Consider the following 20,537-nt stretch of genomic DNA (forward strand, 5'->3'; position numbering starts at 1 on the left):
GAAACGGTAACAATTGCCAAATCATAAGGGGATTCCGAACGCTGTCAAAACATCATACAGCGACTTGGTAACTCTCCGGGCGATCTTCGCATGGGACCTGCCTAGATGAGCGGCAGCAGTTCGGCCGATCACACCTTCACCGTCGACGGCCATGTCATCTCGGCAAAGCCGCTGAAGGCGGCGCTCTATGTCGTGGCGACGCCGATCGGCAACCTCGGCGACACGAGTTTGCGCGCACTGGCGACGCTGGCGGCCGCCGACATCGTCGCCTGCGAGGACACGCGCGTCACATCGGTACTGTTCCGCCATTTCGGCATTGCGACGCGGCTTCTGCCCTATCACGACCACAACGCCGCGTTGCAGCGGCCGAAGATTCTGGCGGCGCTCGCCGAAGGCAAGGTAGTGGCGCTGGTCAGCGACGCCGGCACGCCGCTCATCTCCGATCCCGGCTATCGCCTTGTCGGCGACGTGCAGGCGGCCGGGTTCGATGTCGTGCCGATCCCCGGCGCCTCGGCGCTGCTGGCGGCCCTGGTCGCCTCCGGCTTGCCGACCGACACGTTCATGTTCGCCGGTTTCCTGCCGCCGAAGACGGCGGCACGGCGGAAGCGCCTGAAGCAGCTCGGCGCTATCCCCGCGACGCTGGTGTTCTTCGAGTCGCCGCAGCGGCTGGAGGCCTCGCTCACCGACATGAACGCCGAGCTCGGGTCGCGCCAGGCCGTGGTGGCGCGCGAGCTGACCAAGACATTCGAGACGATCCGCCGCGGGCAACTCGCCGACCTCGCCGCGATCTACGCGGCCGAGCCGACGCCCAAGGGCGAGATCGTGGTCGTGGTCGCACCGCCGGCGGAGGAAGCGACCTCGGCGATCGAAGCCGACCGCATCCTGCTCTCGCTGCTCGAAGAAAAAAGCGTCAGCGTCGCCGCCGCCGAAGCCGCCGAGATCACCGGCCTGCCGCGGCGAGATTTGTATCAGCGGGCGCTCGCCCTGAAGGACGGGCGTGGCAAGTGACGCCCGCCGCGCGGCCGAGCGGCGCGGGCGCCGCGCCGAAGCGATGGCGCTGCTCTATCTCCGTGGCAAGGGCTACCGGCTGCTGGCGCGGCGCTACCGCACGCCGGTCGGCGAGATCGACCTGATCGTGGCGCGCGGCAGGGTGGTCGCCTTCGTCGAGGTCAAGGCGCGGCCGACCGACGCCGAGGCCGCCGAAGCCGCGACAACCCACCGGCCGCCGGCGCATTGCCCGCGCCGCGTCGGCGTGGCTGGCGAAGCATCCGGAGGCGGCGGAGCGTGAGCTCAGGCTGGATGTCGTGGTCGTCGTTCCGTGGCGCCTGCCGCGCCATATCATGGGTGCGTTCGACGCCGACGGGGCCGCGTGATAATCCGGCGACGACTTTGGTTTCGGGGAGCAACGGATGCCGCTGAAGGTCGCCTTCCAGATGGACCACATCGCCGGGATTCACATCCGCGGCGACTCGACCTTCGCGCTGATGCTGGAAGGCGAGCGGCGCGGGCACGAGCAGTACCACTACACGCCGCACCGCCTGTCGATGACCGACGGGATCGTGCGCGCCGGCGTCGAGAGGGTCGAGGTGCGCGATGTCGAGGGCAATCATTTCACCCTCGGCGAAAAGCGCACCGTCGAGCTCGCGACTTTCGATGTCGTGCACCTGCGCCAGGACCCGCCCTTCGACATGGGCTACATCACGACCACGCATCTGCTTGAGCAGATCGGCGGCCGGACTCTCGTCGTCAACGATCCGGTCAGCGTCCGCAACGCGCCGGAGAAAGTCTTCGTCACGCAGTTTCCGGCGCTGACGCCGCCGACGCTGATCACGCGCGACCGCGACGCGATCGCCGCCTTCCGCCGCGAGCACGGTGACATTATCGTCAAGCCGCTCTACGGCAACGGCGGCGCCGGCGTCTTCCGCATCGCCGGCGGCGACGAGAATCTCGTCGCGCTGATCGAGATGTTCGAGAATGCGTTCCGCGAGCCGTTCGTCGTGCAGCGCTACCTGCCCGAGGTGCGCCAGGGCGACAAGCGCATCATCCTGGTCGAGGGCGAGCCGGTCGGCGCCATCAACCGCGTGCCGGCGGTCGGCGAGGCGCGCTCCAATATGCACGTCGGCGGCCGGCCCGAGCCGGTGGAGATCACCGCACGCGACCGCGAGATCTGCGACGCCATCGGACCGGAGCTGCGCAGGCGCGGCCTCCTCTTCGTCGGCATCGATGTCATCGGAAAGTATCTGACCGAGATCAACGTCACCTCGCCGACCGGCATCCGCGAGGTGAAACGGTTCGGCGGCGCCGATATCGCGGCGCTGATCTGGGACGCGATCGAGAAGCGGGCGGCGGGGCGCTAGGAGACACGCGATGAAGATCGGGATCATGGGAACCGGCGACGTCGGCCGCGCCCTGGGCAGGGGCTTCGTGACGCTCGGTCACGACGTCAGGATGGGCGCGCGCACGGCAGGCCACGAGAAGGCGCTGGCGTGGGCGAGCGAGATGGGCAGCCGCGCCAGCGAAGGTACCTTCGCCGACGCCGCGAAGTTCGGCGAGCTGCTCGTGTTCGCGACGCTGGGCACCGCCAACCCCGAGGTCGTCAAGCTGGCGGGCGCGGCAAATTTCGCCGGCAAGGTGGTGATCGACGCGACCAACCCGCTCGATTTTTCCGGCGGCTTCCCGCCTGACCTCAACCCCAAGGGCAACGACTCGGGCGGCGAGACGCTGCAGCGCGCCATCCCCGACGCCAGGGTGGTGAAGGCATTCAACACCGTCGGCAACGTCTTCATGTTCAAGCCACAGATGGAAGGCGGCCCGCCCGACATGTTCATCGCCGGCGACGATGCCGAGGCGAAGAAGACGGTGACCAAAATTCTCGCCGACTTCGGCTGGCCGAGCGTCATCGACTTCGGCGGCATCAAGGCATCGCGCTGGCTGGAGGCGATGTGCATCGCCTGGGTGCTCGCCTGCGTCGGCACCAACAACTGGCGCCTGGCGTTCAAGGTGCTGCGCGGCTGAGCCTCAGGCGGTGCGTTTGCGGTCGCGCGTGAAGAAATAGATCACGCCGCCGAGCACGATCGCCATCACGAACGCCGAGATGTAGTCGAGCCACGGCGTTCTTGGCGACGCCGGCTCCAGCGTCATCGGCGCGGCGACAGGCGGTGCCGCGGGAGGCGCCGAGTCCGGCGCATTCTGCGCCACGACGATTTTCGCCGGTGGCGGAACGGGCGCGGGCTTCGCAGCGGCGACAACCGGCGCAGCAGGCGGCGGCTCCGGCGCCTTGGCGGCGACGACGATCGGCGCCGGTCCAGGCGCCGGCTTGGCCGCAGCGACAACCGGAACTGCCGGAGCAGGCGCGGCGGGCGGGTCGGGCGTCCATGTGACCACCGCCGTGTCGGCCGCCCTGGCCCGCGGCTGCGCTGCCTCCGCCGGCGCGAAATCCGCGCTGACGACGCGCGGCGAATCCCACTGGCGCCACACCGGCCCGATCCACACGGGCCGGACCCTGGCGAGATGCACGGGCGGCGGCAGCGGCGTCGGATACGTGCGCCAGACAGGCCGGGCATCGGCCGATGCGGCAACCGTCATCAGGACGCCGGCGACAAGCAGAATTCGAGACACATCAACCCCCCACGGGACGATGCCGCGCCGCTAGCTTATTCTGAACGTTAACGAATCCTCAATATGCAACCGTGTTCATGGAATGTTCTTGTCGGCGGTTGTAAGCTGCGGTAGCGTAGGGGGAGAGTAGGGGGGCTGGGCGTATGGTTTCGCACGTCACCACCGTGGCGTTTCAGGGCATCGAGGCGGTGCCCGTCGATGTGCAGGTGCAGATCGCGCCCGGCCTGCCGAAATTCATCATCGTCGGCCTGCCCGACAAGGCGGTGGCCGAAAGCAGCGAACGGGTGCGGAGCGCGCTGCATGCCTCCGGGCTGGCGCTGCCCTTCAAGCGCATCATCGTCAATCTCGCGCCGGCCGATCTGCCCAAGGAAGGCAGCCACTACGACCTGCCGATCGCGCTCGCATTGATGGCGGCAATGGGTGCGGTGCCCGGCGACCAGCTCGGCGATTTCTTCGCGCTGGGCGAATTGGCGCTGGACGGCACCATCGCCGCGGTCGCCGGCGTCCTGCCGGCAGCGATCGCCGCCAATGCCGCCGGCCGCGGCGTCATCGTTCCGGCGGCCTCGGGGTCCGAGGCGGCGTGGGCAGGCGCCGACATGACCATCCTCGCGCCGCGCAGCCTCGTCGGCATCGCCAATCATTTCCGCGGCGTGCAGGTGTTGTCGCGCCCGGAGGCGGGTGTCGCCGAGATGGGCGACACGCTGCCCGACCTCGCCGACATTCGCGGCCAGGAATCGGCGAAGCGCGCGCTGGAAGTCGCCGCCGCCGGCGGGCACCACCTGTTGATGGTCGGCCCGCCCGGCGCCGGCAAATCGATGCTGGCGCAGCGGCTGCCGTCGTTGTTGCCGCCGCTGGCGCCGACGGAGCTGCTCGAAGTCTCGATGATCGCCTCGGTCGCCGGCTCGATCAGCAACGGCCGGCTGACGCGGCGGCGTCCGTTCCGCGCGCCGCATCACTCCGCTTCGATGGCGGCGATGGTCGGCGGCGGCATCCGCGCCAGGCCGGGCGAGGCGTCGCTCGCCCACAACGGCGTGCTGTTCCTCGACGAGCTGCCCGAGTTTTCGCCGCAGGTGCTGGATTCGCTCCGCCAGCCGCTGGAAAGCGGCGAGACCGTGATCGCGCGCGCCAACTATCGCGTCAGCTATCCCTCGCGGCTGCAACTGGTCGCGGCGATGAACCCGTGCAAATGCGGCATGGCCGGCGAGCCCGGCCACGTCTGCCGCCGCGGCCCGCGCTGCGTCGCCGACTATCAGGCGCGCATTTCCGGCCCGCTGCTCGACCGCATTGATATCCGCATCGAGGTGCCGGCGGTCTCGGCCACCGACCTCATCCTGCCGTCGCCGTCGGAGCCTTCCGCCGCGGTCGCCGAGCGGGTGGCGGTGGCGCGCACCATCCAGCGCGACCGCTTCGCCGCGATGGGAATGCCCGGCGTCCTGACCAACGCGCAGGTGCCGCCGTCGCTGATCGAGGCGGTGGCGGCGCCCGATGCCGCGGCGTCGGCCTTGATGCGCAATGCCGCCGAGGCGATGCGGCTTTCGGCGCGCGGCTACCACCGCGTGCTCAAGGTGGCACGCACGCTCGCCGACCTCGATGGTGCCGATTCCGTCGGGCGCATTCACCTGGCGGAAGCCTTGAGTTATCGCGTCGCCGGCGACCGGCTTGCCGCCGCGGCCTGAGGCCGCTAGTCCGTCACGCCATGACGTCGCTCACCACCATCGGCTTCGATGCCGACGACACGCTCTGGCAGAACGAGCATTTCTACAAGCTGACCACCGACCGCTTCGCCGCGCTGCTCGGCGAGTACGCGTCGCCCGAACGCGTCGCGGCGACGCTGCTCGAAAGCGAGAAGCGCAACCTCCGCGTCTACGGCTACGGCATCAAGGGTTTCACCCTGTCGATGATCGAGACCGCGATCGAGGTCACCGAGGGCCGTGCGCCGGCCACCGTGATCTCCGAGATCCTGTCGGCGGGGCGCGAGATGTTGCGCCATCCGGTCGAGACGCTGCCGCACGTCCGCGAGACGCTGGATGCGTTGGCCGGCGAGTTCAAGCTGGTGCTGATCACCAAGGGCGACCTGTTCGACCAGGAGCGCAAGCTGGCCGAGTCGGGCCTCGGTGAGCTGTTCGCCGGCGTCGAGATCGTCAGCGAGAAGAACGCCGCGACTTACGCCCGCGCCTTCGCGCGCTTCGGCGATGGGCCGGAGCGGGCGATGATGGTCGGCAACTCGCTGAAGTCGGACATCGTGCCGGCGATCGCGGCGGGAAGCTGGGGCATCTACATCCCGCACGCGCTGAACTGGGAGCTGGAGAACGCCGACGAGCCGACCCACGCGCCGCGCTTCCGCCGCCTCGAGCATCTCGGCGAGCTGACGCCACTGATCGACGGCCTGAAATCCCCCCTCTGATCGCCGCGAAATAAAGCATTTGGCAAGCATGATTTGACACTCTCGGGCGGCCGCGCCGGTGCTTCGCCGGCGCGCCCGGGAAGCTGTGTCCATGTCGACCATGCCGCGTTCGTCCGCCGTTCCGCGTTCCGTCGTCCCGACCCGCACGCAGCCGCGCGCCCCGCTCGCCGCCCCGAAGCCCGAAGCTCCCGCCGCGCCGGCGCCCGACAGGCAGGCGAGCCGCCGCGTCGTCGGCGGATTGTTCGCAGCCCTCGCCGGTATCGCGGTCCTCTTCGCCTTCGCCTACGCTTACCTCTATCCCTCGCTCGCCCCGACCATCGCCGCCGTCGCGCTCGCCTTCACGGTGGTCGCCCTGTGGGGCGCGCAGCGCATCGACCAGCAGCAGTTCGCCGCCGAACGCGCCAGGCTAGCCGCCGAGAACGTGCGCCTCGCCAACGAACTCGAGGCGCTGTCCGACACCGCGTGGGAACTCCGCGAGAGCGAGGAGCGCTATCGCAGCTTGATCGATGCGCAGGGCGACCTGATCGTCCGCCGCAACGCCGCCGGCAAGGTCACCTTCGTCAATCCGGCATTCGCGAAGGCCTTCGGCCGCACGCCGCAAAGTCTCGTCGGCGATACGCTGACGCTGGTGCCGCTGGTTGCCCGCGCTGCCGGCACGCACGATGGCGTCGCCGCGCGCGACGTGCGCCTCGTCACCGCCGCCGGCTGGCGCTGGTACTCGTGGGTCGATATCCGCATGCGCGACGAGATCTACTCCGTCGCCCGCGACATCACCGCGCGCAAGGACGTCGAGCAGGCGCTGGTCGACGCGCGCCACAAGGCCGAAGCCGCCAGCCAGGCGAAGTCGCGCGTGCTGGCGACCGTCAGCCACGAGTTCCGCACGCCGCTGAACGGCATCCTCGGGCTCACGGGATTGCTGAGGGAAACCAGCCTGACGCCCGATCAGGAGACCTACGCCCGCGCCGTGCATTCCTCCGGCGAGGCGCTGCTGGCGCTGGTCGACGACATGCTCGATTTCTCCAAGATCGAGGCCGGCCGGCTCGACCTCCATCCCGAGCCGACTGATCTCGAAGCGCTGGTGCAGGAGATCGTCGAGCTGCTCGCCGGCCGCGCCCACATCAAGGGCATCGACATCGCCGCCGAAGTCGCCGCCGATGTGCCGGCGAGCGTCGTGGTCGATCCGACGCGGCTGCGCCAGGTGCTGATCAATCTCGCCGGCAACGGGGTGAAGTTCACCGAGAAGGGCGGCGTCACCGTTTCGGTTTCGGTCGCCAACGACGGGGCGCTGCGCTTCGCCGTCGCCGACAGCGGCCCGGGAATTCCGGCGGAAGATTCGGAGCGTCTGTTCGACGAATTCGAGCAGATGGACACCGCGCTGACGCGCCGCCACGGCGGCGCCGGCCTCGGACTCGCCATCTCGCGTCGCATCGTGCGGCGCATGGGCGGCGACGTGACGATGGCGCCGCGCGCCGGCGGTGGCTCGGTTTTCGCCTTCACGCTGGCGCTTATGCCCAAGGCCGCCGCGCCGGCGCCGATCGCCGATCTCACCGGGCGCAGTTTCTTGATCGTCGCGCCGGCCGGCGCCGAGCCGCCGGCGTTGGCGCGGCATTTGGCCGGTATCGGCGCATCGGTGCGCGTCGCCACGACGCTGAACGAAGCAGCGGGCCTCGTCGGCGCCGCGACGGCGGCCGACGAGATCCACGACGCGGTGTTCATCGACGCGCGCGTCGCACAAGGCGCGGAGCACGCGCTGGCGCGGCTGCGCGAAGCCGCCGGAACGCCGATCGCCGCGGTCGTGTTGATCGAGCCCGGCAAGCGCAGCGAGGTCGAGGCGCTGCGTGCCGCTGGCTTCGACGCTTACCTCGTGCGCCCGGTGCGGCGCGCGTCGCTGCTCCGCATCGCCACCGAGATGAGCGAGACGCGCGGCGGCTTCCGCGTCGACCCCGGCGACGTCCGCGCTGCGACGCCGGCGGTGGCTCGCCGCGCCGCGCACGGGCTCGAGGTGCTGCTAGCCGAGGACAACGAGATCAACGCGCTGCTCGCGCGCGCTGTGCTCGAGGGCCTCGGCCACACGGTAATGGAGGTCCGCGACGGCGCCGCGGCGCTGTCGGCGGCGCGCGGCAAGGCCGGCGGCTTCGCCGTCATCCTGATGGATTTACACATGCCCGGCCTCGACGGCCTCTCGGCGGCGCGCGCCATCCGCGAATGGGAACAGGCGTTCCGCCAGCCGCGCTCGGCGATCCTCGCCGTCACCGCCGACGTGCTGGCTGAGACGCGGGCGGCGGCCGAAGCGGCCGGCATCGATGCGGTGCTGGAGAAGCCGATGACGCCGGACGCATTGCGCCGCGCGCTGGCGGAATTGACGGAGTAGGGCAGCGCCGCCCGTTGGTTTCCCCTCTCCCTGAGGGAGAGGAGCCATGAGCCTTAGTGAGCGGCAGCGAACTTAGGCGAACGGGGGTGAGGGGTTAGGGACCGGAGTTACAAGCTATGGGTCCCTAACCCCTCACCCTTCCTCACTAGGCTCGCTACGGCTCGCCAAGTTCGGAAGCCCTCTCCCTCCAGGGAGAGGTGACTAATTGGCGGCGGTACGTAGCCTGCGCAAAGCAGACGCGGCACCGGCGAGCCTAACTCTCCGGCCCCTCCGGCGCCGCCGTTACCTTCGGCTCCGGATCGTTCGCCGCGACAACCGCCGGCTTGGCGCGCTTCGCGATCGCCACCAGCGCCGGCCGCAGCACGCGGTCGCCGATGGCGTAGCCGGCCTGGATCTCTTCGACCACCGTGCCGGGCGCCGCGTCTGGCGTGTCGACCTCGAACATCGCCTGGTGCATCGCCGGATCGAATTTCGTGCCCTTGGTCTCGACGCGGCGGACGCCGAACTTCGTCATCGCCTGCTCCATGCCGCGCTCGGTCACCTCGACCCCCTCGATCAGCGCGTTGAGCGCCGGGTCGCGGCCGTCGCGCTGTTCCTTCGGCACGGCGTCAATGGCGCGGCGCAGGTTGTCGCCCACCGTCAGCATGTCGCGCGCGAAGCTGGCGATGGCGTAGGTGCGCGCGTCGGCCATCTCGCGCTCGGTACGTCGGCGGAGATTCTCCATCTCCGCGAGTGTGCGCAGCACCTTGTCCTTCATCTCCGCGACCTCGTTCATCAGGCCGTCGATGCTGAAAGTCTTGCCTTCGGCCGGCGTGTCGTTCGCGGCGGGGGTTTCGGGCGTGGTCTCGTCGGCCATCATCCGGTCTTCCGTTGGGGGTTGCAGGGTTGGCGGGGATATCGAGGTTCAGAGGCCAAAAATCAAGCGCCGGCGCAAGTTTCAGATGCGGCGGAGCGCTACCTTCTGGATGCGGTGGTCGTCGGCCTTGGACAGGATCAGGTGGGCGCGCGGCCGCGTCGGAATGATGTTTTCCCTGAGATTTACGAGGTTGATCCGCTCCCAAAGGCCGGCGGCGATCTTCTCGGTTTCCGCCTCGTCCATCGCGGCATAGCGGTGGAAGTACGATTTCGGATCCTGGAAGGCGGTGTCGCGCAACCGGCGGAACCGCTCGATGTACCAGTGGCGGAGCGCCGCCTCGTCGGCATCGAGGTATATCGAAAAGTCGAAGAAATCCGAGACGAACGGAATCTGGCGGCCGTCGCGCGGCGGCTTCGAGGTCTGCAGCACGTTGAGCCCCTCGACGATCAGGATGTCCGGCCGGTCGATGGTGATCGTCTCGTCGGGCACGATGTCATAGGCAAGATGCGAATAGACCGGCGCGACGACGTTGCTTTTTCCCGCCTTTATGTCGGCGAGGAAGGCGGAGAGCGCCGGCCGGTCGTAGCTTTCCGGGAAGCCTTTTTTCTCCATCAGGCCTTCGCGCGCCAGCGCTGCGTTGGGCTTGAGGAATCCGTCGGTCGCGATCAGGTCGACCTTCGGCGTGTTCGGCCAGCGGCGGAGAAGCGCGCGCAGGATGCGCGCCGTCGTCGACTTGCCGACCGCGACTGAGCCGGCGACGCCGATGATGTACGGCGTCACCGAATCGTCGGCGCCGAGAAAGCGCCGGGTCGCGTCGTGCAGCCCCTGCGTCGCCGCGACGTAGAGCGACAGCAGGCGCGTGATCGGCAGGTAGATCTGGACCACCTCTTCGAGGTTGATCGGATCGTTCAGCGACTTCAGCCGCACGACGTCGTCGGAGTTCAGCGTCAGCGGCGTGTCGGCGCGCAGCTTCGCCCATTCCTCGCGGGTGAAGACGCGGTGCGGCGCGATGACGGTGGGCGCGATCTGATCCATCACGGTTTCGGCCGCGCCGCTTTTTCGGCAAGCCCGCCCTGGCGCGTGCGGCCTTCGAGCTCCGCCATTACGGCGCCGAGCGGAATGTTGCGCGCCTGCAGCACCACCAGCAGATGGTATAGCACGTCGCCGGCCTCCGCGGTCAGCGCCGCGTCGCTCTCCGAGATCGCGGCAATGGTCGCCTCGACCGCCTCCTCGCCGAACTTGCGGGCGCATTTGGCGACGCCCTCGGCGATCAGCCGCGCCGTGTACGACGAGGACGCGTCGCCGGCGCGGGCGCGCTCGGCGATGATGTTTGCGAGGTCGGAGAGGCTGAAATCCGCCATTTCCGGGCTATCCATCAAGCCGGACGGGAATGCCGGCCGCCGCCATATGCTCCTTCGCCTGGCGGATCGTAAAGGTTCCGAAGTGGAATATGGAGGCCGCCAGCACCGCGGACGCGTGGCCCTGCCTGACGCCGTCGGTGAAATGATCGAGGTTCCCGACGCCGCCCGACGCCACGACCGGGATCGGCACGGCGTCTGCGACGGCGCGCGTCAGCTCGAGGTCGAAGCCGTCGCCGGTGCCGTCGCGGTCCATTGACGTGAGCAGAATTTCGCCGGCGCCGAGCGCTGCCACCTCCGCGGCATAGCGGACGGCGTCGAGCCCGGTCGCGTTGCGGCCGCCGTGCGTGAAGATTTCGAAATGATCGCCGACGCGCTTTGCGTCGATCGCCACCACGATCGCCTGCGCCCCGAATTTTTCCGACGCCTCGCGCACCACCGCGCGCCGCTCGATGGCGCCGGTGTTGATCGAAACTTTGTCGGCGCCCGCAAGCAGCAAGGCGCGCACATCGGCAACCGTGCGCACGCCGCCGCCGACAGTCACCGGCATGAAGCATTGCTCGGCGGTGCGCGCGACGACGTCGAGGATAGTGCCGCGCTTCTCGTGGCTGGCGGTGATGTCGAGGAAGCAGAGCTCGTCGGCGCCGGCGGCGTCATAGGCCCGCGCCGCCTCCACCGGATCGCCGGCATCGGTGAGATCGACGAAGCGCACGCCCTTGACGACGCGGCCGTCCTTCACGTCGAGGCAGGGGATGACGCGGACCTTGAGCGTCACGGCTTCGCCCTCAAGAGGGCCAGCGCCTCGTGCGGATCGAGGCGCCCGTCGTAAAGCGCGCGGCCGGCGATGGCGCCTTCGAGGATGGCGCAATCCGGCTGCAGCAGGCGGCGCACGTCCTCGATGCCGTTGAGGCCGCCCGACGCAATCACCGGGATCTCGACGGCGTTGGCGATCGCCAGCGTCGCCGGCAGGTTCAGGCCTTTCATCAGGCCGTCGCGGTCGATGTCGGTGTAGATGATCGCGGCGACGCCGACGTCCTCGAAGCGGCGGGCGAGGTTGATCGCGCTCATGCTCGTGGTCTCGGCCCAGCCGCGCACCGCGACCTGGCCGCCGCGCGCGTCGATGCCGACCGCGACCTGACCGGGGAACAACGCTGCGGCGGCGCCAACGAGATCCGGATCGGTGACCGCGACCGTGCCCAGCACGACGCGCGTGATCCCCTTGTCCAGCCACGACTCGATCGCCGTCATGTCCCGGATGCCGCCGCCGAGCTGCACCGGCAGGTCGGTCGCCGCGAGGATCGCATCGACCGCCGCGCCGTTTTCCGAACGCCCGGCAAAGGCGCCGTTGAGATCGACGACGTGCAGCCGGTCGAAGCCGGCATCGGCGAAGGCACGCGCCTGCGCTGCGGGATCGCGGTTGAAGGTCGTGGCACGCGCCATGTCGCCCTGCTCGAGGCGCACGGCCTGCCCGTCCTTCAGGTCGATGGCGGGATAGAGGAACATGGCGGCTAGCGGTTGATCTCGATGAGGAAGATCCAGCCTTCGCTGACCGCCTTGATCAGCGCCAGGCACATGCCGACGCCGATCCAGTAGAAGCCGGCCTCGCCGCCGCCGAACATCTGCAGGCCGCCGATCGCGATCACCACCAGCACGCCGATGAAGCCGACGACGTTCAGGAGGAAGTTGACCCAGTATTGCTTGTCGGCGAGGCGCAGGCCGCGCAGCCCAAGCGGCGTACCGATGATGCCGGTGACGATGCTGACGGCGAGGGTCTCGACGCCGAGCACGGAGAGTGGCTGGTCGGGCATGGCGAGCAGCAGGCCAAGGATCAGAATTGCCAGCAACAGCAGCAGCGCGCTCAGCGCGCGGTCGGTCAGGCCGCCGGCCTCCAAGACCTGCTTGAGGTTGATCGAGATGGCGACGAACAGCAGGCCGAGCAGCGCGGCCGCTGCGGCTGTTTCGGCGACGAAGAAACTGTCCCAGGATTCGAGCATTGCTCTACGGCTTCCACTTCAGGAAATTGGCGATCAGCTTCAGCCCGAGGCGCTGGCTTTTCTCGGGATGGAACTGCGTGCCGGCAATCGTGCCGCGCGCGACGATCGCCGTCACCGGCCCGCCGTAGTCGGCGACGGCGGTGACGTCGGAGGCCGCGTCGGCGACGAGGTGATAGCCGTGCAGGAAATAGGCGTGCCAGCCGCGCTCGCCGAATTCGATGCCGTCGAACAGCGCATGGTCGCGCGTCGTGGCGAGCGTGTTCCAGCCCATGTGCGGCACCTTCAGCGCCGCGTCCTTGGGCTCGATCGGCCGCACCTCGCCGGGGATGCGGTCGAGTCCTCGCGTTACCGCGTGCTCGATGCCGCGCGTGGCGAGCAACTGCATGCCGACGCAGATGCCGAAAAACGGGCGGCCCTTGGCGTCGATCGACTCGCCGATGGCGTCGATCATGCCGGGGATGGCGTCGAGGTTGGTCTTGCAGTCGGCGAAGGCGCCGTCGCCGGGCAGCACGACGCGATCCGCCTTCGCCACGACATCAGGATCGGCAGTGACGGTTACTGTTTCGTCCATGCCCTCGTGGGCGATGGCGAACTGGAACGCCTTCTCCGCCGAGCGCAGATTTCCCGCGCCGTAATCGATGATCGCGACGCTCACGTCGCCGCTCCCGGCGCCGGGAACAGCCCGACGACGTCGCCGGCTTCCGCGGACGGCTTCACCGGCGCCTGCGGCCGCGGTGGGGTCGGCGGAGTAGGAGGCGTCGGCGGCACCGGCGCGGCCATAGCGGCGGTGTCGGTCTCGCCGAAGTAGCGGATCTCGGCTTCCTCCAGCGAGCGGCCCTCGGCGACACCGATCATACGGTAGCCGTTGCGCTCCAGCGTCCAGCGGCGGAGCTCGTTGGCCTCCAGCGCGAACAGAATGTGGAGCAGGAAAATGATCGGCCCGCCCGACGATCCGACCAGCCGCTCGGCGAGGAACGCAATGCCCATCGCGATCACGATGTAGCCGATGAGAACCAGCCACATCCGGCGATAGATCAGCCAGGGGCCGGCGAAGAACAGCGCCGGCCAGTTGAAGCCGTCCTTGACGAAGACGAGCGCCATCGGGTCCGGCAGCGCATCGCCGTCGCGGGCCTGGGGCGCGAGGATCATGAAAACCGTCATTGCTGCACCTGTTAGCCGGAGAGGCTGCCCTTGGTGGAGGGTACGCGCGATTTCTGCCGCGCGTCTATGGCGACGGCGGTGCGGAGCGCCCGCGCCAGCGCCTTGAAGCACGTCTCGGCGATATGGTGGTTGTTCTTGCCGTAGAGATTCTCGATGTGCAGCGTGATCCCGGCGTTCTGCGCGAACGCCTGGAAAAATTCGCGGAACAGTTCGCTCTCCATCTCGCCGATCTTCACGCGCGTGAAGGCGACCTTCCAGACCAGGTAAGGCCGGCCGGAAATATCGATCGCGGCGCGCGTCATCGCTTCGTCCATCGGCAGGTGCACGTCGGCGTAGCGCGTGATGCCCTTCATGTCGCCCAGCGCCTGCTTCAGCGCCTGGCCGAGCGCGATGCCGACGTCCTCGACCGTGTGGTGCTGGTCGATGTGCAAGTCGCCCTTGGCCGCGATGGTGATGTCGATCAGGCTGTGGCGCGCGACCTGCTCCAGCATGTGGTCGAAGAAGCCGACGCCGGTCGAAATCTTCGCCTTGCCCTCGCCGTCGAGGGCGACGGTGACGGCGATGTCGGTTTCCTTGGTCTTGCGCTTGATCGTGGCGCTACGCATGGGCAGGTCCTTTCGGGCCGGGCTTGTATCAGGGGAGCGAGAGGATTGCCACAATTTGAGGTCGGCCGAACCGCCCGCTCCGCTTGAACCCTCCCCTTGTGGGAGGTTCAAAACGCCGAAGGCGTTTTGGGGAGGGGTGTGCGTGCAGGAGAGACACCTCTCCCCGAAACTGCGCCGCAGTTTCGACCCTCCCACAAGGGGAGGGTTCGGCCCGCTGCGGCGGCGGTTTGCAGCCGCCCCGAATGAACCTACATATGCCTCGCATACGGAAGCCGCGTGCGGTGCCAATGGACCGCTGGCCGGCTTGCCAGAAAGGAAGAGTACCCCAGTGGAACATAAGGATTCCGCCACCTGGTACGGCACGACCATCGTGACCGTCAGGAAGGGTGGCAAGGTCGTCGTCGCGGGCGACGGCCAGGTCTCGGTCGGCCAGACCGTGATGAAGCACAACGCCAAGAAGGTGCGCACGCTCGGCAAGGGCAACGGCGTCATCGCCGGGTTCGCCGGCGCCACCGCCGACGCGTTTACCCTCTTCGAGCGGCTCGAGGCCAAGCTCGAGCAGTATCCCGGCCAGCTCACCCGCGCTTGCGTCGAGCTCGCCAAGGACTGGCGCACCGACCGCTATCTCCGCCGTCTCGAAGCCATGATGATCGTCGCCGACAAGGGGACGACGCTGGTGCTGACCGGCACCGGCGACGTGCTCGAGCCGGAATACGGCGTCGCCGCGATCGGCTCGGGCGGCAACTACGCCCTCGCCGCGGCGCGCGCCCTCATGGATTCGGACAAGGATGCCGAGACCATCGCCCGCAAGGCGATGGAGATCGCCGCCGACATCTGCATCTACACCAACGATAACGTCACGCTGGAAAGCCTGCCGTCGGAGGCGAAGTAACATGACCACATTCTCACCGCGTGAAATCGTCTCCGAACTGGACCGGTTCATCATCGGCCAGCACGATGCCAAGCGGGCGGTCGCGATTGCGCTCCGCAATCGCTGGCGCCGCCAGCAGTTGACCGGGCCGATGCGCGAGGAGGTTCTGCCGAAGAACATCCTCATGATCGGGCCGACCGGCGTCGGCAAGACCGAGATTTCCCGGCGCCTGGCGAAGCTCGCCGGCGCGCCGTTCCTGAAGATCGAGGCGACGAAGTTCACCGAGGTCGGCTACGTCGGCCGCGACGTCGATTCGATCGTCCGCGATCTCGTCGAGGTCGGCATCGGGCTGGTGCGCGAGCGCCGCCGCAAGGACGTCGCCGCCAAGGCCGAAATGGCCGCGGAGGAACGGGTTCTGGCCGCATTGGTCGGCCCCGCCGCCTCGCCGACGACGCGGGAATCGTTCCGCAAGCGCCTGCGCGACGGCGAGCTCGACGACAAGGAAATCGAGATCGAGGTCAAGGACGGCGCCCCCAACATGCCGCAGTTCGACATGCCCGGCGGTAGCGTCGGCGTCGTCAACATCGGCGAGATGCTCGGCAAGGCATTCGGCGGCCGCACCAAGACGCGCCGCGTCTCGGTCAAGGATTCGCACAACCTGCTGCTCAACGAGGAGTCGGACAAGCTGCTCGACACCGAGGAGGTGACGCGCGAGGCGATCCTCGCCGTCGAGAACGACGGCATCGTCTTCCTCGACGAGATCGACAAGATCGCGCGCGAGGGCAACTTCGGCGGCGGCGTGTCGCGCGAAGGCGTGCAGCGCGACCTGCTGCCGCTGATCGAAGGCACGACGGTGGCGACGAAGTACGGGCCGGTGAAGACCGACCACATCCTCTTCATCGCGTCGGGCGCCTTCCATGTCGCCAAGCCGTCGGACCTGCTGCCTGAGTTGCAGGGCCGTCTGCCGATCCGTGTCGAACTTTCGGCGCTCACCAAGGACGACTTCGTCAAGATCCTGACGGAGACCGAGGCGAGCCTCATCAAGCAGTACATCGCGCTGCTCGGCACCGAGGGCGTCAAGCTCGAGATCACGCCGGACGCCATCGACGCGATCGCGAGCTTTGCCGTCGGCATCAACGCCAGCGTCGAGAACATCGGCGCCCGGCGTCTGCAGACCGTGATGGAGCGGGTGCTGGACGAGGTGTCGTTCACCGCCGCCGACCAGGAAGGCGAGACGGTGGTGATCGACGGCAAGTACGTCGAGGCCCACATCGGCGATCTTGCCCGCAACGTCGACCTGTCGCGGTTCATCCTCTAGGCCGTCCCCACCCGCTAGTCGCCGCGAAAGCGGGGACCCGCGGGTGCCGTGGTGCTGTTCTTCGCCGCGGTGCTTCGCGCTTGAAGTGGATTCTCGCTTTCGCGGGGATGAGCGGAGAGGAACGCAGGTGCTGTGACGGCCGACACAGGCTATGTGCCCGCCGCCTTTCTTCCGTGGCGCCGGCCGGGCTATCATCGCCCGGCCGGTAGCCCGGAATCCGGCCTGTTGTCCGCGTTTGGAGCGTCATGCCGCGTCTGTTGAAGCTCGCCCCGCTGATCGTGTGCCTTGCGCTGGGCGTGGCTTCGTTCGCGGCGGCCGACGATGCGCCGCGGAAGGTCATCGTCGTCCCGCCCGGCAACCGCTCGGCGGTGCAGCCTGAAATTTCGGCGAGCGCGGTCAAGCGGACGGCGGAGACCAAAGGCACCTTCGATTCGAAGTATGCCGCGGTCTATCAGCAGCTCTCGGCCAACCCGGAGGTGATCGGCAAGATCGTCAAAGCCGCCGCGGTCTACGGCATCGATCCGATCCACATCATCGGCGCCATCGTCGGCGAGCACACCTACAACGTCGACGTTTTCGACAGCCTGCAGGGCTACTACGTCAAGGCGCTGTCCTATCTCGGCGCCGGCAACCTGCGTTTTGCCTACAAGGGCGAGGACGTCGAGAAATTCGTCGAGCGGCCGGAGTTTGCGCCGTGCGCGACATCGGCCGACGACTACGACCTGTGGACCTGCCGCGACCGCATCTGGCGCGACGTCTTCCGCGGCAAGAACGTCGGCAGCATCGACTGGCCCGACGACCGCTTCGAGCGCGTGTTCTTCCAGCCGTTCCTCGCCGGGCAGACTTTCGGCCTCGGCCAGCTCTCGCCGCTGGCGGCGCTGTCGGTTTCCGACAGGGTGCACGCCGCCACCGGCCTGCCGCTGCTCGACGTGCAGAAGGCGCCCGAGATCTACGCGGCGGTGATGGATCCCGACAAGACGCTGAACTACATGGCGGCGCTGATCCGCGCCGACATCGACGCCTACCGCGACATCGCCGGCTTCGACATTTCCGGCAACCCCGGCCTGACCGCGACGCTCTACAACACCGGCGAGGCCGAGGAGCGCGCCGGTGTCCTGGCGGCCGAAAACAAGAAGCGCCGCGCTCAGGGCCTGGGGCCAATATTACCGCGCGAAAATTATTACGGCTGGCTGATCAACGACCGGCTGGACGAGCTGCGCAAGCTGCTGCCGACGCCGGTCGTGACACCGCCGCCTACGCCTGCCGCGGTCGAGAAGCCGAAGACGTAACTCCCCTCCCCTCCGCTTTCCCCGCGAAGGCGGGGATCCAGTAGCCGTCAGGTCATTGCGCAATCTGCACCACCTGCGCCCCCGCTTTCGCGGGAGAAGCGGAGGGTGATGCGCGGCGTCGAAGACAGGCGCTGGTTTCATCGCCGCGACAGCGAGTTTCTACTTCACCCGCCTGATCCGCACATACAGCGCTCCCGCGCCGCCATGGTTGCGCGCCGCTTCCTCGAAGCCGATGACCACCGGACGCAGCGCCGGCGAAGCCAGCCAGTGCGGCACCATGCGGCGCAGGATGCCGCGCTCGCCTTCGCGCGCATCGTCGGCCGCCTTGCCCTTGCCGGTGATGACCAGCACGACCTTGGCGCCCTCCATCTGCGCGTCGCGCAGGAACGTCTCGAGCCGGCGCTCGGCGGCGAGCTGCGTCAGGCCGTGCAGGTCGATGCGCCGGTCGATGGCGACGGCGCCGCGCGCCACGCGGCTCCGCGTGCGCCGGTCGAGCGGCGCCAGCGCCGGCGGCGCCTTCGGCGGCGGCGGTTTGGGCGGCACGAATTGCGGCGCCGGCGGCGCCTTCTTTTTCTGCGGCCCCGGCGGCCTCTTCTTTTCCGCCTCGGGCGGCTTCGGCGGTGCCTTCACCGGCGCGATCGGCGCGACGGTCTCCTTGACCTTCTCCCACAGCTCCAGCTCCTCGCCGGTCGGAACGCGCCGGCGGCTCATCGCGCCCTCGGCATGAGCACGACGAAGCGGCCGGGCGCACGCATCGCGCCGGCGATCTCCCCGGCCGCATCGCCCGAGCCGAAGAAGATATCGCCACGCGCGGGTCCGACGATCGCCGACCCGGTGTCCTGCGCCACCATCAGGCGATAGAATGCGCGGCCGGACGGCAGCATCGTCTCGATCCATATCGGCGCGTGGAACGTGTGCACCAGTCGGTCGACCGCGAGGCTGCGGCACGGGGTCAGCGGCACCTTGGCGGCGGCGATGGGGCCGAGCGCTGCATCGCTCACCGGCGCCTCGCGGAAATAGATGTACGAGCGGTTGGCGGCGAGCACGGCCGGCATCTCGTCCGGGTGCGCCGCGAGCCAGGCGCGGATCGTCTGCATCGTCACTGCCTCGCGCGGCACGCCGGCGCGGTCGGCGACGACGCGGCCGATCGGCGTGTACGGGTGCCCGCTTTTGGCGGCATAGGTGACGCGGAGCCTCGCGCCATCGGGCAGGCGGATGCGCGCCGCGCCCTGCACATGGATGAAGAAGGCGTCGACCGGGTCGCGCAGCCAGACAAACTCAAGGTTTTGGCCCTCAAGCGCGCCCGCCATGACGGCGGCGCGATCGTGGTGCTCGGCGAGGCCGGCCGCGGTCTTGCGGGCAAAGCGGAAGCTCGGGTCGAGGCCCGCGACGCTGCCCGGTTCGACCTCGACGAGATCGGCGGGCGGGCGATGGAGCGGCACGGTCAACCCCGCCGTCCGCGTCAGCGAGCCCGCGACCTCGGGCTCGTAGTAGCCGGTGAAGAAGCCTGGCTCGGCGAGAGCGTACGGCACGAATTCCGTCTCGAAGAAGCGGCGCGCGTTTTCCGACACCACGTTTGCGGCGCGCTCGACCAGCGCGGCCAGCGCCGCCGCATCAATGCCCAGTGAACGCGATTTCGGCGGATGCTCCGCGACCACGTCGGCGCCGCGCGCGAAAGCGGCCAGCGCCGCCGCGTGGTCGTCCTCCGCCCAGCCGTGGAGATCGCCGAAGGTGAGCGGTGTCAGTTCGATGCGCCGCCCCTCACCGGATCACTCGACCGATTCGGTCGCCACCAGTTTCCAGTTCGGATCGCGCGAGGTCGTGTCGCGCGCGAAGGTCCACACGTCGGTGACGTCGCCGACGTGCGTCGGATCGCCGTCGATCACCGCGCCCGCCTTGTCGTGCGTCGCCGACACCAGCTTCGACAGGAAGCGGACGGTGATCTGCGCCGTCGTCGCCTTGCCCGAGGCAGCGGTGATGTCGGTCTTGTCGATGCCGACGAACTTGAACTCGATGGTCTCGCCGCGCCCTTCGCGCTCGGTGATCGCGGCGACGAAGCCGTCGAAGACCTCGCGTGACAGGAGCTGCTTCAGCGTCTTGCGGTCGCCCTCGGCGAAGGCGGTGACGATCATCTCGTAGGCGGATTTCGCGCCGGTCACGAACTCCGCCGGGTCGAAGCTCTTGTCGAGCGCGGCGATCGCCTTGAGGCCGTCGCGGAGGGCCGAGCCTTCCGGCGCGATGTTGTTGATGTGCGCCTCGGCGCCGGGCGCGAGCTCGGCGGTGACCGCGGCGCCCGCCGGCGCCGTGCGGCGCGGCAGGCTGATGATCTTGTCGGTGGTCGTGGTGTCGCCGGGCGCGGTCGGCACGCTGTCGCGGCGCGAGTAAGGATCGAACGGCGGCCGCTCGTTGCCGGTGCGCCGGCCGAGCACGTTGCGCAACCGGAGGAACACGACCACCGCGATCACCAGGAAGACGATGCTGTAGATGTCGACGAAACCGCTCATCGCTTGGGAACGCCTTGACGCTGGACTCGTGGGGCCACCTTGGCACGAAAGGCGTGGCGAAATCGATCTGTTCTATATGGGCAACCTTATGGTCGTCTGCCACTCCGTCAAGGCGCCGCATTCCGCCGTTGAGCGCGGCCGCGGGCGCCTTGTCACGCTTCCGGGGGCGTGTTAGCCCAACCGCCGCA

The 20,537-nt window shown here is 68.6% G+C and carries 22 protein-coding genes and 1 pseudogene; 10 read left to right on the top strand and 13 right to left on the bottom strand.

The genetic code is table 11. The features are described 5' to 3' along the window. Positions 1–105 precede the first annotated feature (105 nt). From rsmI to WDM94_01865, 4 genes and pseudogenes are all read left to right on the top strand, one after another. Positions 106–1,008, top strand: coding sequence for a 16S rRNA (cytidine(1402)-2'-O)-methyltransferase (rsmI, locus tag WDM94_01850; GenBank protein MEJ0011370.1), 903 nt, complete (start codon positions 106–108; stop codon positions 1,006–1,008). Positions 1,009–1,051: 43 nt separating this feature from the next. Then, positions 1,052–1,373, top strand: a pseudogene (locus WDM94_01855) (YraN family protein). A gap of 36 nt (positions 1,374–1,409) precedes the next feature. Further along, on the top strand, positions 1,410–2,357 hold the full coding sequence (gene gshB / locus WDM94_01860) for a glutathione synthase (protein ID MEJ0011371.1): 948 nt from the start codon (positions 1,410–1,412) through the stop codon (positions 2,355–2,357). Between the two features lie 10 nt (positions 2,358–2,367). Next, positions 2,368–3,015, top strand: a complete 648-nt coding sequence (locus tag WDM94_01865; protein MEJ0011372.1) for an NAD(P)-binding domain-containing protein — start codon at positions 2,368–2,370, stop codon at positions 3,013–3,015. Between the two features lie 3 nt (positions 3,016–3,018). On the opposite strand, the gene WDM94_01870 is transcribed toward WDM94_01865, so the two are convergent. Continuing rightward, a complete protein-coding gene (locus WDM94_01870; GenBank protein ID MEJ0011373.1) occupies positions 3,019–3,618 on the bottom strand; it encodes a hypothetical protein in 600 nt (199 codons plus the stop codon). 143 nt (positions 3,619–3,761) lie between these two features. Here WDM94_01870 and WDM94_01875 point away from each other — a divergent pair, with 143 nt between their 5' ends. The 3 genes from WDM94_01875 to WDM94_01885 all read left to right on the top strand — a co-directional run bounded on the left by WDM94_01875 (position 3,762) and on the right by WDM94_01885 (position 8,393). Further along, positions 3,762–5,294 carry a YifB family Mg chelatase-like AAA ATPase gene (locus tag WDM94_01875; GenBank protein ID MEJ0011374.1) on the top strand — a complete coding sequence of 511 codons (1,533 nt, stop codon included), beginning with the start codon at positions 3,762–3,764 and terminating at the stop codon, positions 5,292–5,294. Positions 5,295–5,314: 20 nt separating this feature from the next. Further along, a complete protein-coding gene (locus WDM94_01880) occupies positions 5,315–6,022 on the top strand; it encodes an HAD family hydrolase (protein ID MEJ0011375.1) in 708 nt (235 codons plus the stop codon). A gap of 91 nt (positions 6,023–6,113) precedes the next feature. Next, on the top strand, positions 6,114–8,393 hold the full coding sequence (locus tag WDM94_01885; protein ID MEJ0011376.1) for an ATP-binding protein: 2,280 nt from the start codon (positions 6,114–6,116) through the stop codon (positions 8,391–8,393). Positions 8,394–8,646: 253 nt separating this feature from the next. Here WDM94_01885 and grpE read toward each other — a convergent pair whose 3' ends face one another. From grpE to hisB, 9 genes are all read right to left on the bottom strand, one after another. Continuing rightward, positions 8,647–9,249 (bottom strand): nucleotide exchange factor GrpE, encoded by a 603-nt coding sequence (grpE, locus tag WDM94_01890; protein MEJ0011377.1) that lies wholly within the window; start codon positions 9,247–9,249, stop codon positions 8,647–8,649. Positions 9,250–9,330: 81 nt separating this feature from the next. Beyond that, positions 9,331–10,284 carry a type I pantothenate kinase gene (coaA, locus tag WDM94_01895; GenBank protein ID MEJ0011378.1) on the bottom strand — a complete coding sequence of 318 codons (954 nt, stop codon included), beginning with the start codon at positions 10,282–10,284 and terminating at the stop codon, positions 9,331–9,333. Continuing rightward, positions 10,284–10,610 carry a phosphoribosyl-ATP diphosphatase gene (locus tag WDM94_01900; GenBank protein ID MEJ0011379.1) on the bottom strand — a complete coding sequence of 109 codons (327 nt, stop codon included), beginning with the start codon at positions 10,608–10,610 and terminating at the stop codon, positions 10,284–10,286. The genes coaA and WDM94_01900 overlap by 1 nt, the downstream gene beginning before the upstream one ends. 7 nt (positions 10,611–10,617) lie before the next feature. Then, positions 10,618–11,382: an imidazole glycerol phosphate synthase subunit HisF gene (hisF, locus tag WDM94_01905; GenBank protein MEJ0011380.1), complete on the bottom strand. Its 765-nt coding sequence runs from the start codon at positions 11,380–11,382 to the stop codon at positions 10,618–10,620. Further along, positions 11,379–12,110, bottom strand: a complete 732-nt coding sequence (hisA, locus tag WDM94_01910) for a 1-(5-phosphoribosyl)-5-[(5-phosphoribosylamino)methylideneamino]imidazole-4-carboxamide isomerase (GenBank protein MEJ0011381.1) — start codon at positions 12,108–12,110, stop codon at positions 11,379–11,381. Before hisA ends, hisF begins: the two co-directional genes overlap by 4 nt. A gap of 5 nt (positions 12,111–12,115) precedes the next feature. Continuing rightward, positions 12,116–12,601: a hypothetical protein gene (locus WDM94_01915; GenBank protein ID MEJ0011382.1), complete on the bottom strand. Its 486-nt coding sequence runs from the start codon at positions 12,599–12,601 to the stop codon at positions 12,116–12,118. 4 nt (positions 12,602–12,605) lie between these two features. Then, entirely contained in the window at positions 12,606–13,256 is a 651-nt protein-coding gene (hisH, locus tag WDM94_01920) for an imidazole glycerol phosphate synthase subunit HisH (GenBank protein MEJ0011383.1), read from the bottom strand. Continuing rightward, the gene (locus tag WDM94_01925; GenBank protein ID MEJ0011384.1) at positions 13,253–13,750 is read right to left on the bottom strand and encodes a DUF2628 domain-containing protein; all 498 of its coding nucleotides are present in this window, start codon (positions 13,748–13,750) and stop codon (positions 13,253–13,255) included. The genes hisH and WDM94_01925 overlap by 4 nt, the downstream gene beginning before the upstream one ends. Before the next feature lie 23 nt (positions 13,751–13,773). After that, positions 13,774–14,367: an imidazoleglycerol-phosphate dehydratase HisB gene (gene hisB, locus WDM94_01930; GenBank protein MEJ0011385.1), complete on the bottom strand. Its 594-nt coding sequence runs from the start codon at positions 14,365–14,367 to the stop codon at positions 13,774–13,776. A 328-nt stretch (positions 14,368–14,695) separates the two neighbouring features. Here hisB and hslV point away from each other — a divergent pair, with 328 nt between their 5' ends. The 3 genes from hslV (at position 14,696) to WDM94_01945 (ending at position 17,845) form a co-directional block, all read left to right on the top strand. Continuing rightward, positions 14,696–15,259 carry an ATP-dependent protease subunit HslV gene (hslV, locus tag WDM94_01935; GenBank protein MEJ0011386.1) on the top strand — a complete coding sequence of 188 codons (564 nt, stop codon included), beginning with the start codon at positions 14,696–14,698 and terminating at the stop codon, positions 15,257–15,259. Position 15,260: 1 nt separating this feature from the next. After that, positions 15,261–16,556 (top strand): ATP-dependent protease ATPase subunit HslU, encoded by a 1,296-nt coding sequence (gene hslU, locus WDM94_01940; protein ID MEJ0011387.1) that lies wholly within the window; start codon positions 15,261–15,263, stop codon positions 16,554–16,556. Between the two features lie 245 nt (positions 16,557–16,801). Next, positions 16,802–17,845: a DUF1402 family protein gene (locus WDM94_01945; protein MEJ0011388.1), complete on the top strand. Its 1,044-nt coding sequence runs from the start codon at positions 16,802–16,804 to the stop codon at positions 17,843–17,845. Positions 17,846–18,004: 159 nt separating this feature from the next. Here the strand turns inward: WDM94_01945 and WDM94_01950 are convergent, their stop codons facing one another. The 3 genes from WDM94_01950 to WDM94_01960 all read right to left on the bottom strand — a co-directional run bounded on the left by WDM94_01950 (position 18,005) and on the right by WDM94_01960 (position 20,349). Beyond that, positions 18,005–18,556 carry a Smr/MutS family protein gene (locus WDM94_01950; GenBank protein ID MEJ0011389.1) on the bottom strand — a complete coding sequence of 184 codons (552 nt, stop codon included), beginning with the start codon at positions 18,554–18,556 and terminating at the stop codon, positions 18,005–18,007. After that, a complete protein-coding gene (locus tag WDM94_01955) occupies positions 18,553–19,503 on the bottom strand; it encodes an MltA domain-containing protein (GenBank protein ID MEJ0011390.1) in 951 nt (316 codons plus the stop codon). Before WDM94_01955 ends, WDM94_01950 begins: the two co-directional genes overlap by 4 nt. Before the next feature lie 111 nt (positions 19,504–19,614). After that, the gene (locus WDM94_01960) at positions 19,615–20,349 is read right to left on the bottom strand and encodes a Tim44/TimA family putative adaptor protein (protein ID MEJ0011391.1); all 735 of its coding nucleotides are present in this window, start codon (positions 20,347–20,349) and stop codon (positions 19,615–19,617) included. Positions 20,350–20,537: the final 188 nt, after the last annotated feature.

It is taken from the genome of Bauldia sp., assembly GCA_037200845.1.
Lineage (GTDB): Bacteria > Pseudomonadota > Alphaproteobacteria > Rhizobiales > Kaistiaceae > DASZQY01.

Bases quoted from the DNA above. Each gene is read 5' to 3' on its own strand.
- rsmI (MEJ0011370.1), top strand. From the start codon at position 106: ATGAGCGGCAGCAGTTCGGCCGATCACACCTTCACCGTCGACGGCCAT.
- gshB (MEJ0011371.1), top strand. From the start codon at position 1,410: ATGCCGCTGAAGGTCGCCTTCCAGATGGACCACATCGCCGGGATTCAC.
- WDM94_01865 (MEJ0011372.1), top strand. From the start codon at position 2,368: ATGAAGATCGGGATCATGGGAACCGGCGACGTCGGCCGCGCCCTGGGC.
- WDM94_01875 (MEJ0011374.1), top strand. From the start codon at position 3,762: ATGGTTTCGCACGTCACCACCGTGGCGTTTCAGGGCATCGAGGCGGTG.
- WDM94_01880 (MEJ0011375.1), top strand. From the start codon at position 5,315: ATGACGTCGCTCACCACCATCGGCTTCGATGCCGACGACACGCTCTGG.
- WDM94_01885 (MEJ0011376.1), top strand. From the start codon at position 6,114: ATGTCGACCATGCCGCGTTCGTCCGCCGTTCCGCGTTCCGTCGTCCCG.
- grpE (MEJ0011377.1), bottom strand. From the start codon at position 9,249: ATGGCCGACGAGACCACGCCCGAAACCCCCGCCGCGAACGACACGCCG.
- coaA (MEJ0011378.1), bottom strand. From the start codon at position 10,284: ATGGATCAGATCGCGCCCACCGTCATCGCGCCGCACCGCGTCTTCACC.
- WDM94_01900 (MEJ0011379.1), bottom strand. From the start codon at position 10,610: ATGGCGGATTTCAGCCTCTCCGACCTCGCAAACATCATCGCCGAGCGC.
- hisA (MEJ0011381.1), bottom strand. From the start codon at position 12,110: ATGTTCCTCTATCCCGCCATCGACCTGAAGGACGGGCAGGCCGTGCGC.
- WDM94_01915 (MEJ0011382.1), bottom strand. From the start codon at position 12,601: ATGCTCGAATCCTGGGACAGTTTCTTCGTCGCCGAAACAGCCGCAGCG.
- WDM94_01925 (MEJ0011384.1), bottom strand. From the start codon at position 13,750: ATGATCCTCGCGCCCCAGGCCCGCGACGGCGATGCGCTGCCGGACCCG.
- hisB (MEJ0011385.1), bottom strand. From the start codon at position 14,367: ATGCGTAGCGCCACGATCAAGCGCAAGACCAAGGAAACCGACATCGCC.
- hslU (MEJ0011387.1), top strand. From the start codon at position 15,261: ATGACCACATTCTCACCGCGTGAAATCGTCTCCGAACTGGACCGGTTC.
- WDM94_01945 (MEJ0011388.1), top strand. From the start codon at position 16,802: ATGCCGCGTCTGTTGAAGCTCGCCCCGCTGATCGTGTGCCTTGCGCTG.
- WDM94_01950 (MEJ0011389.1), bottom strand. From the start codon at position 18,556: ATGAGCCGCCGGCGCGTTCCGACCGGCGAGGAGCTGGAGCTGTGGGAG.
- WDM94_01960 (MEJ0011391.1), bottom strand. From the start codon at position 20,349: ATGAGCGGTTTCGTCGACATCTACAGCATCGTCTTCCTGGTGATCGCG.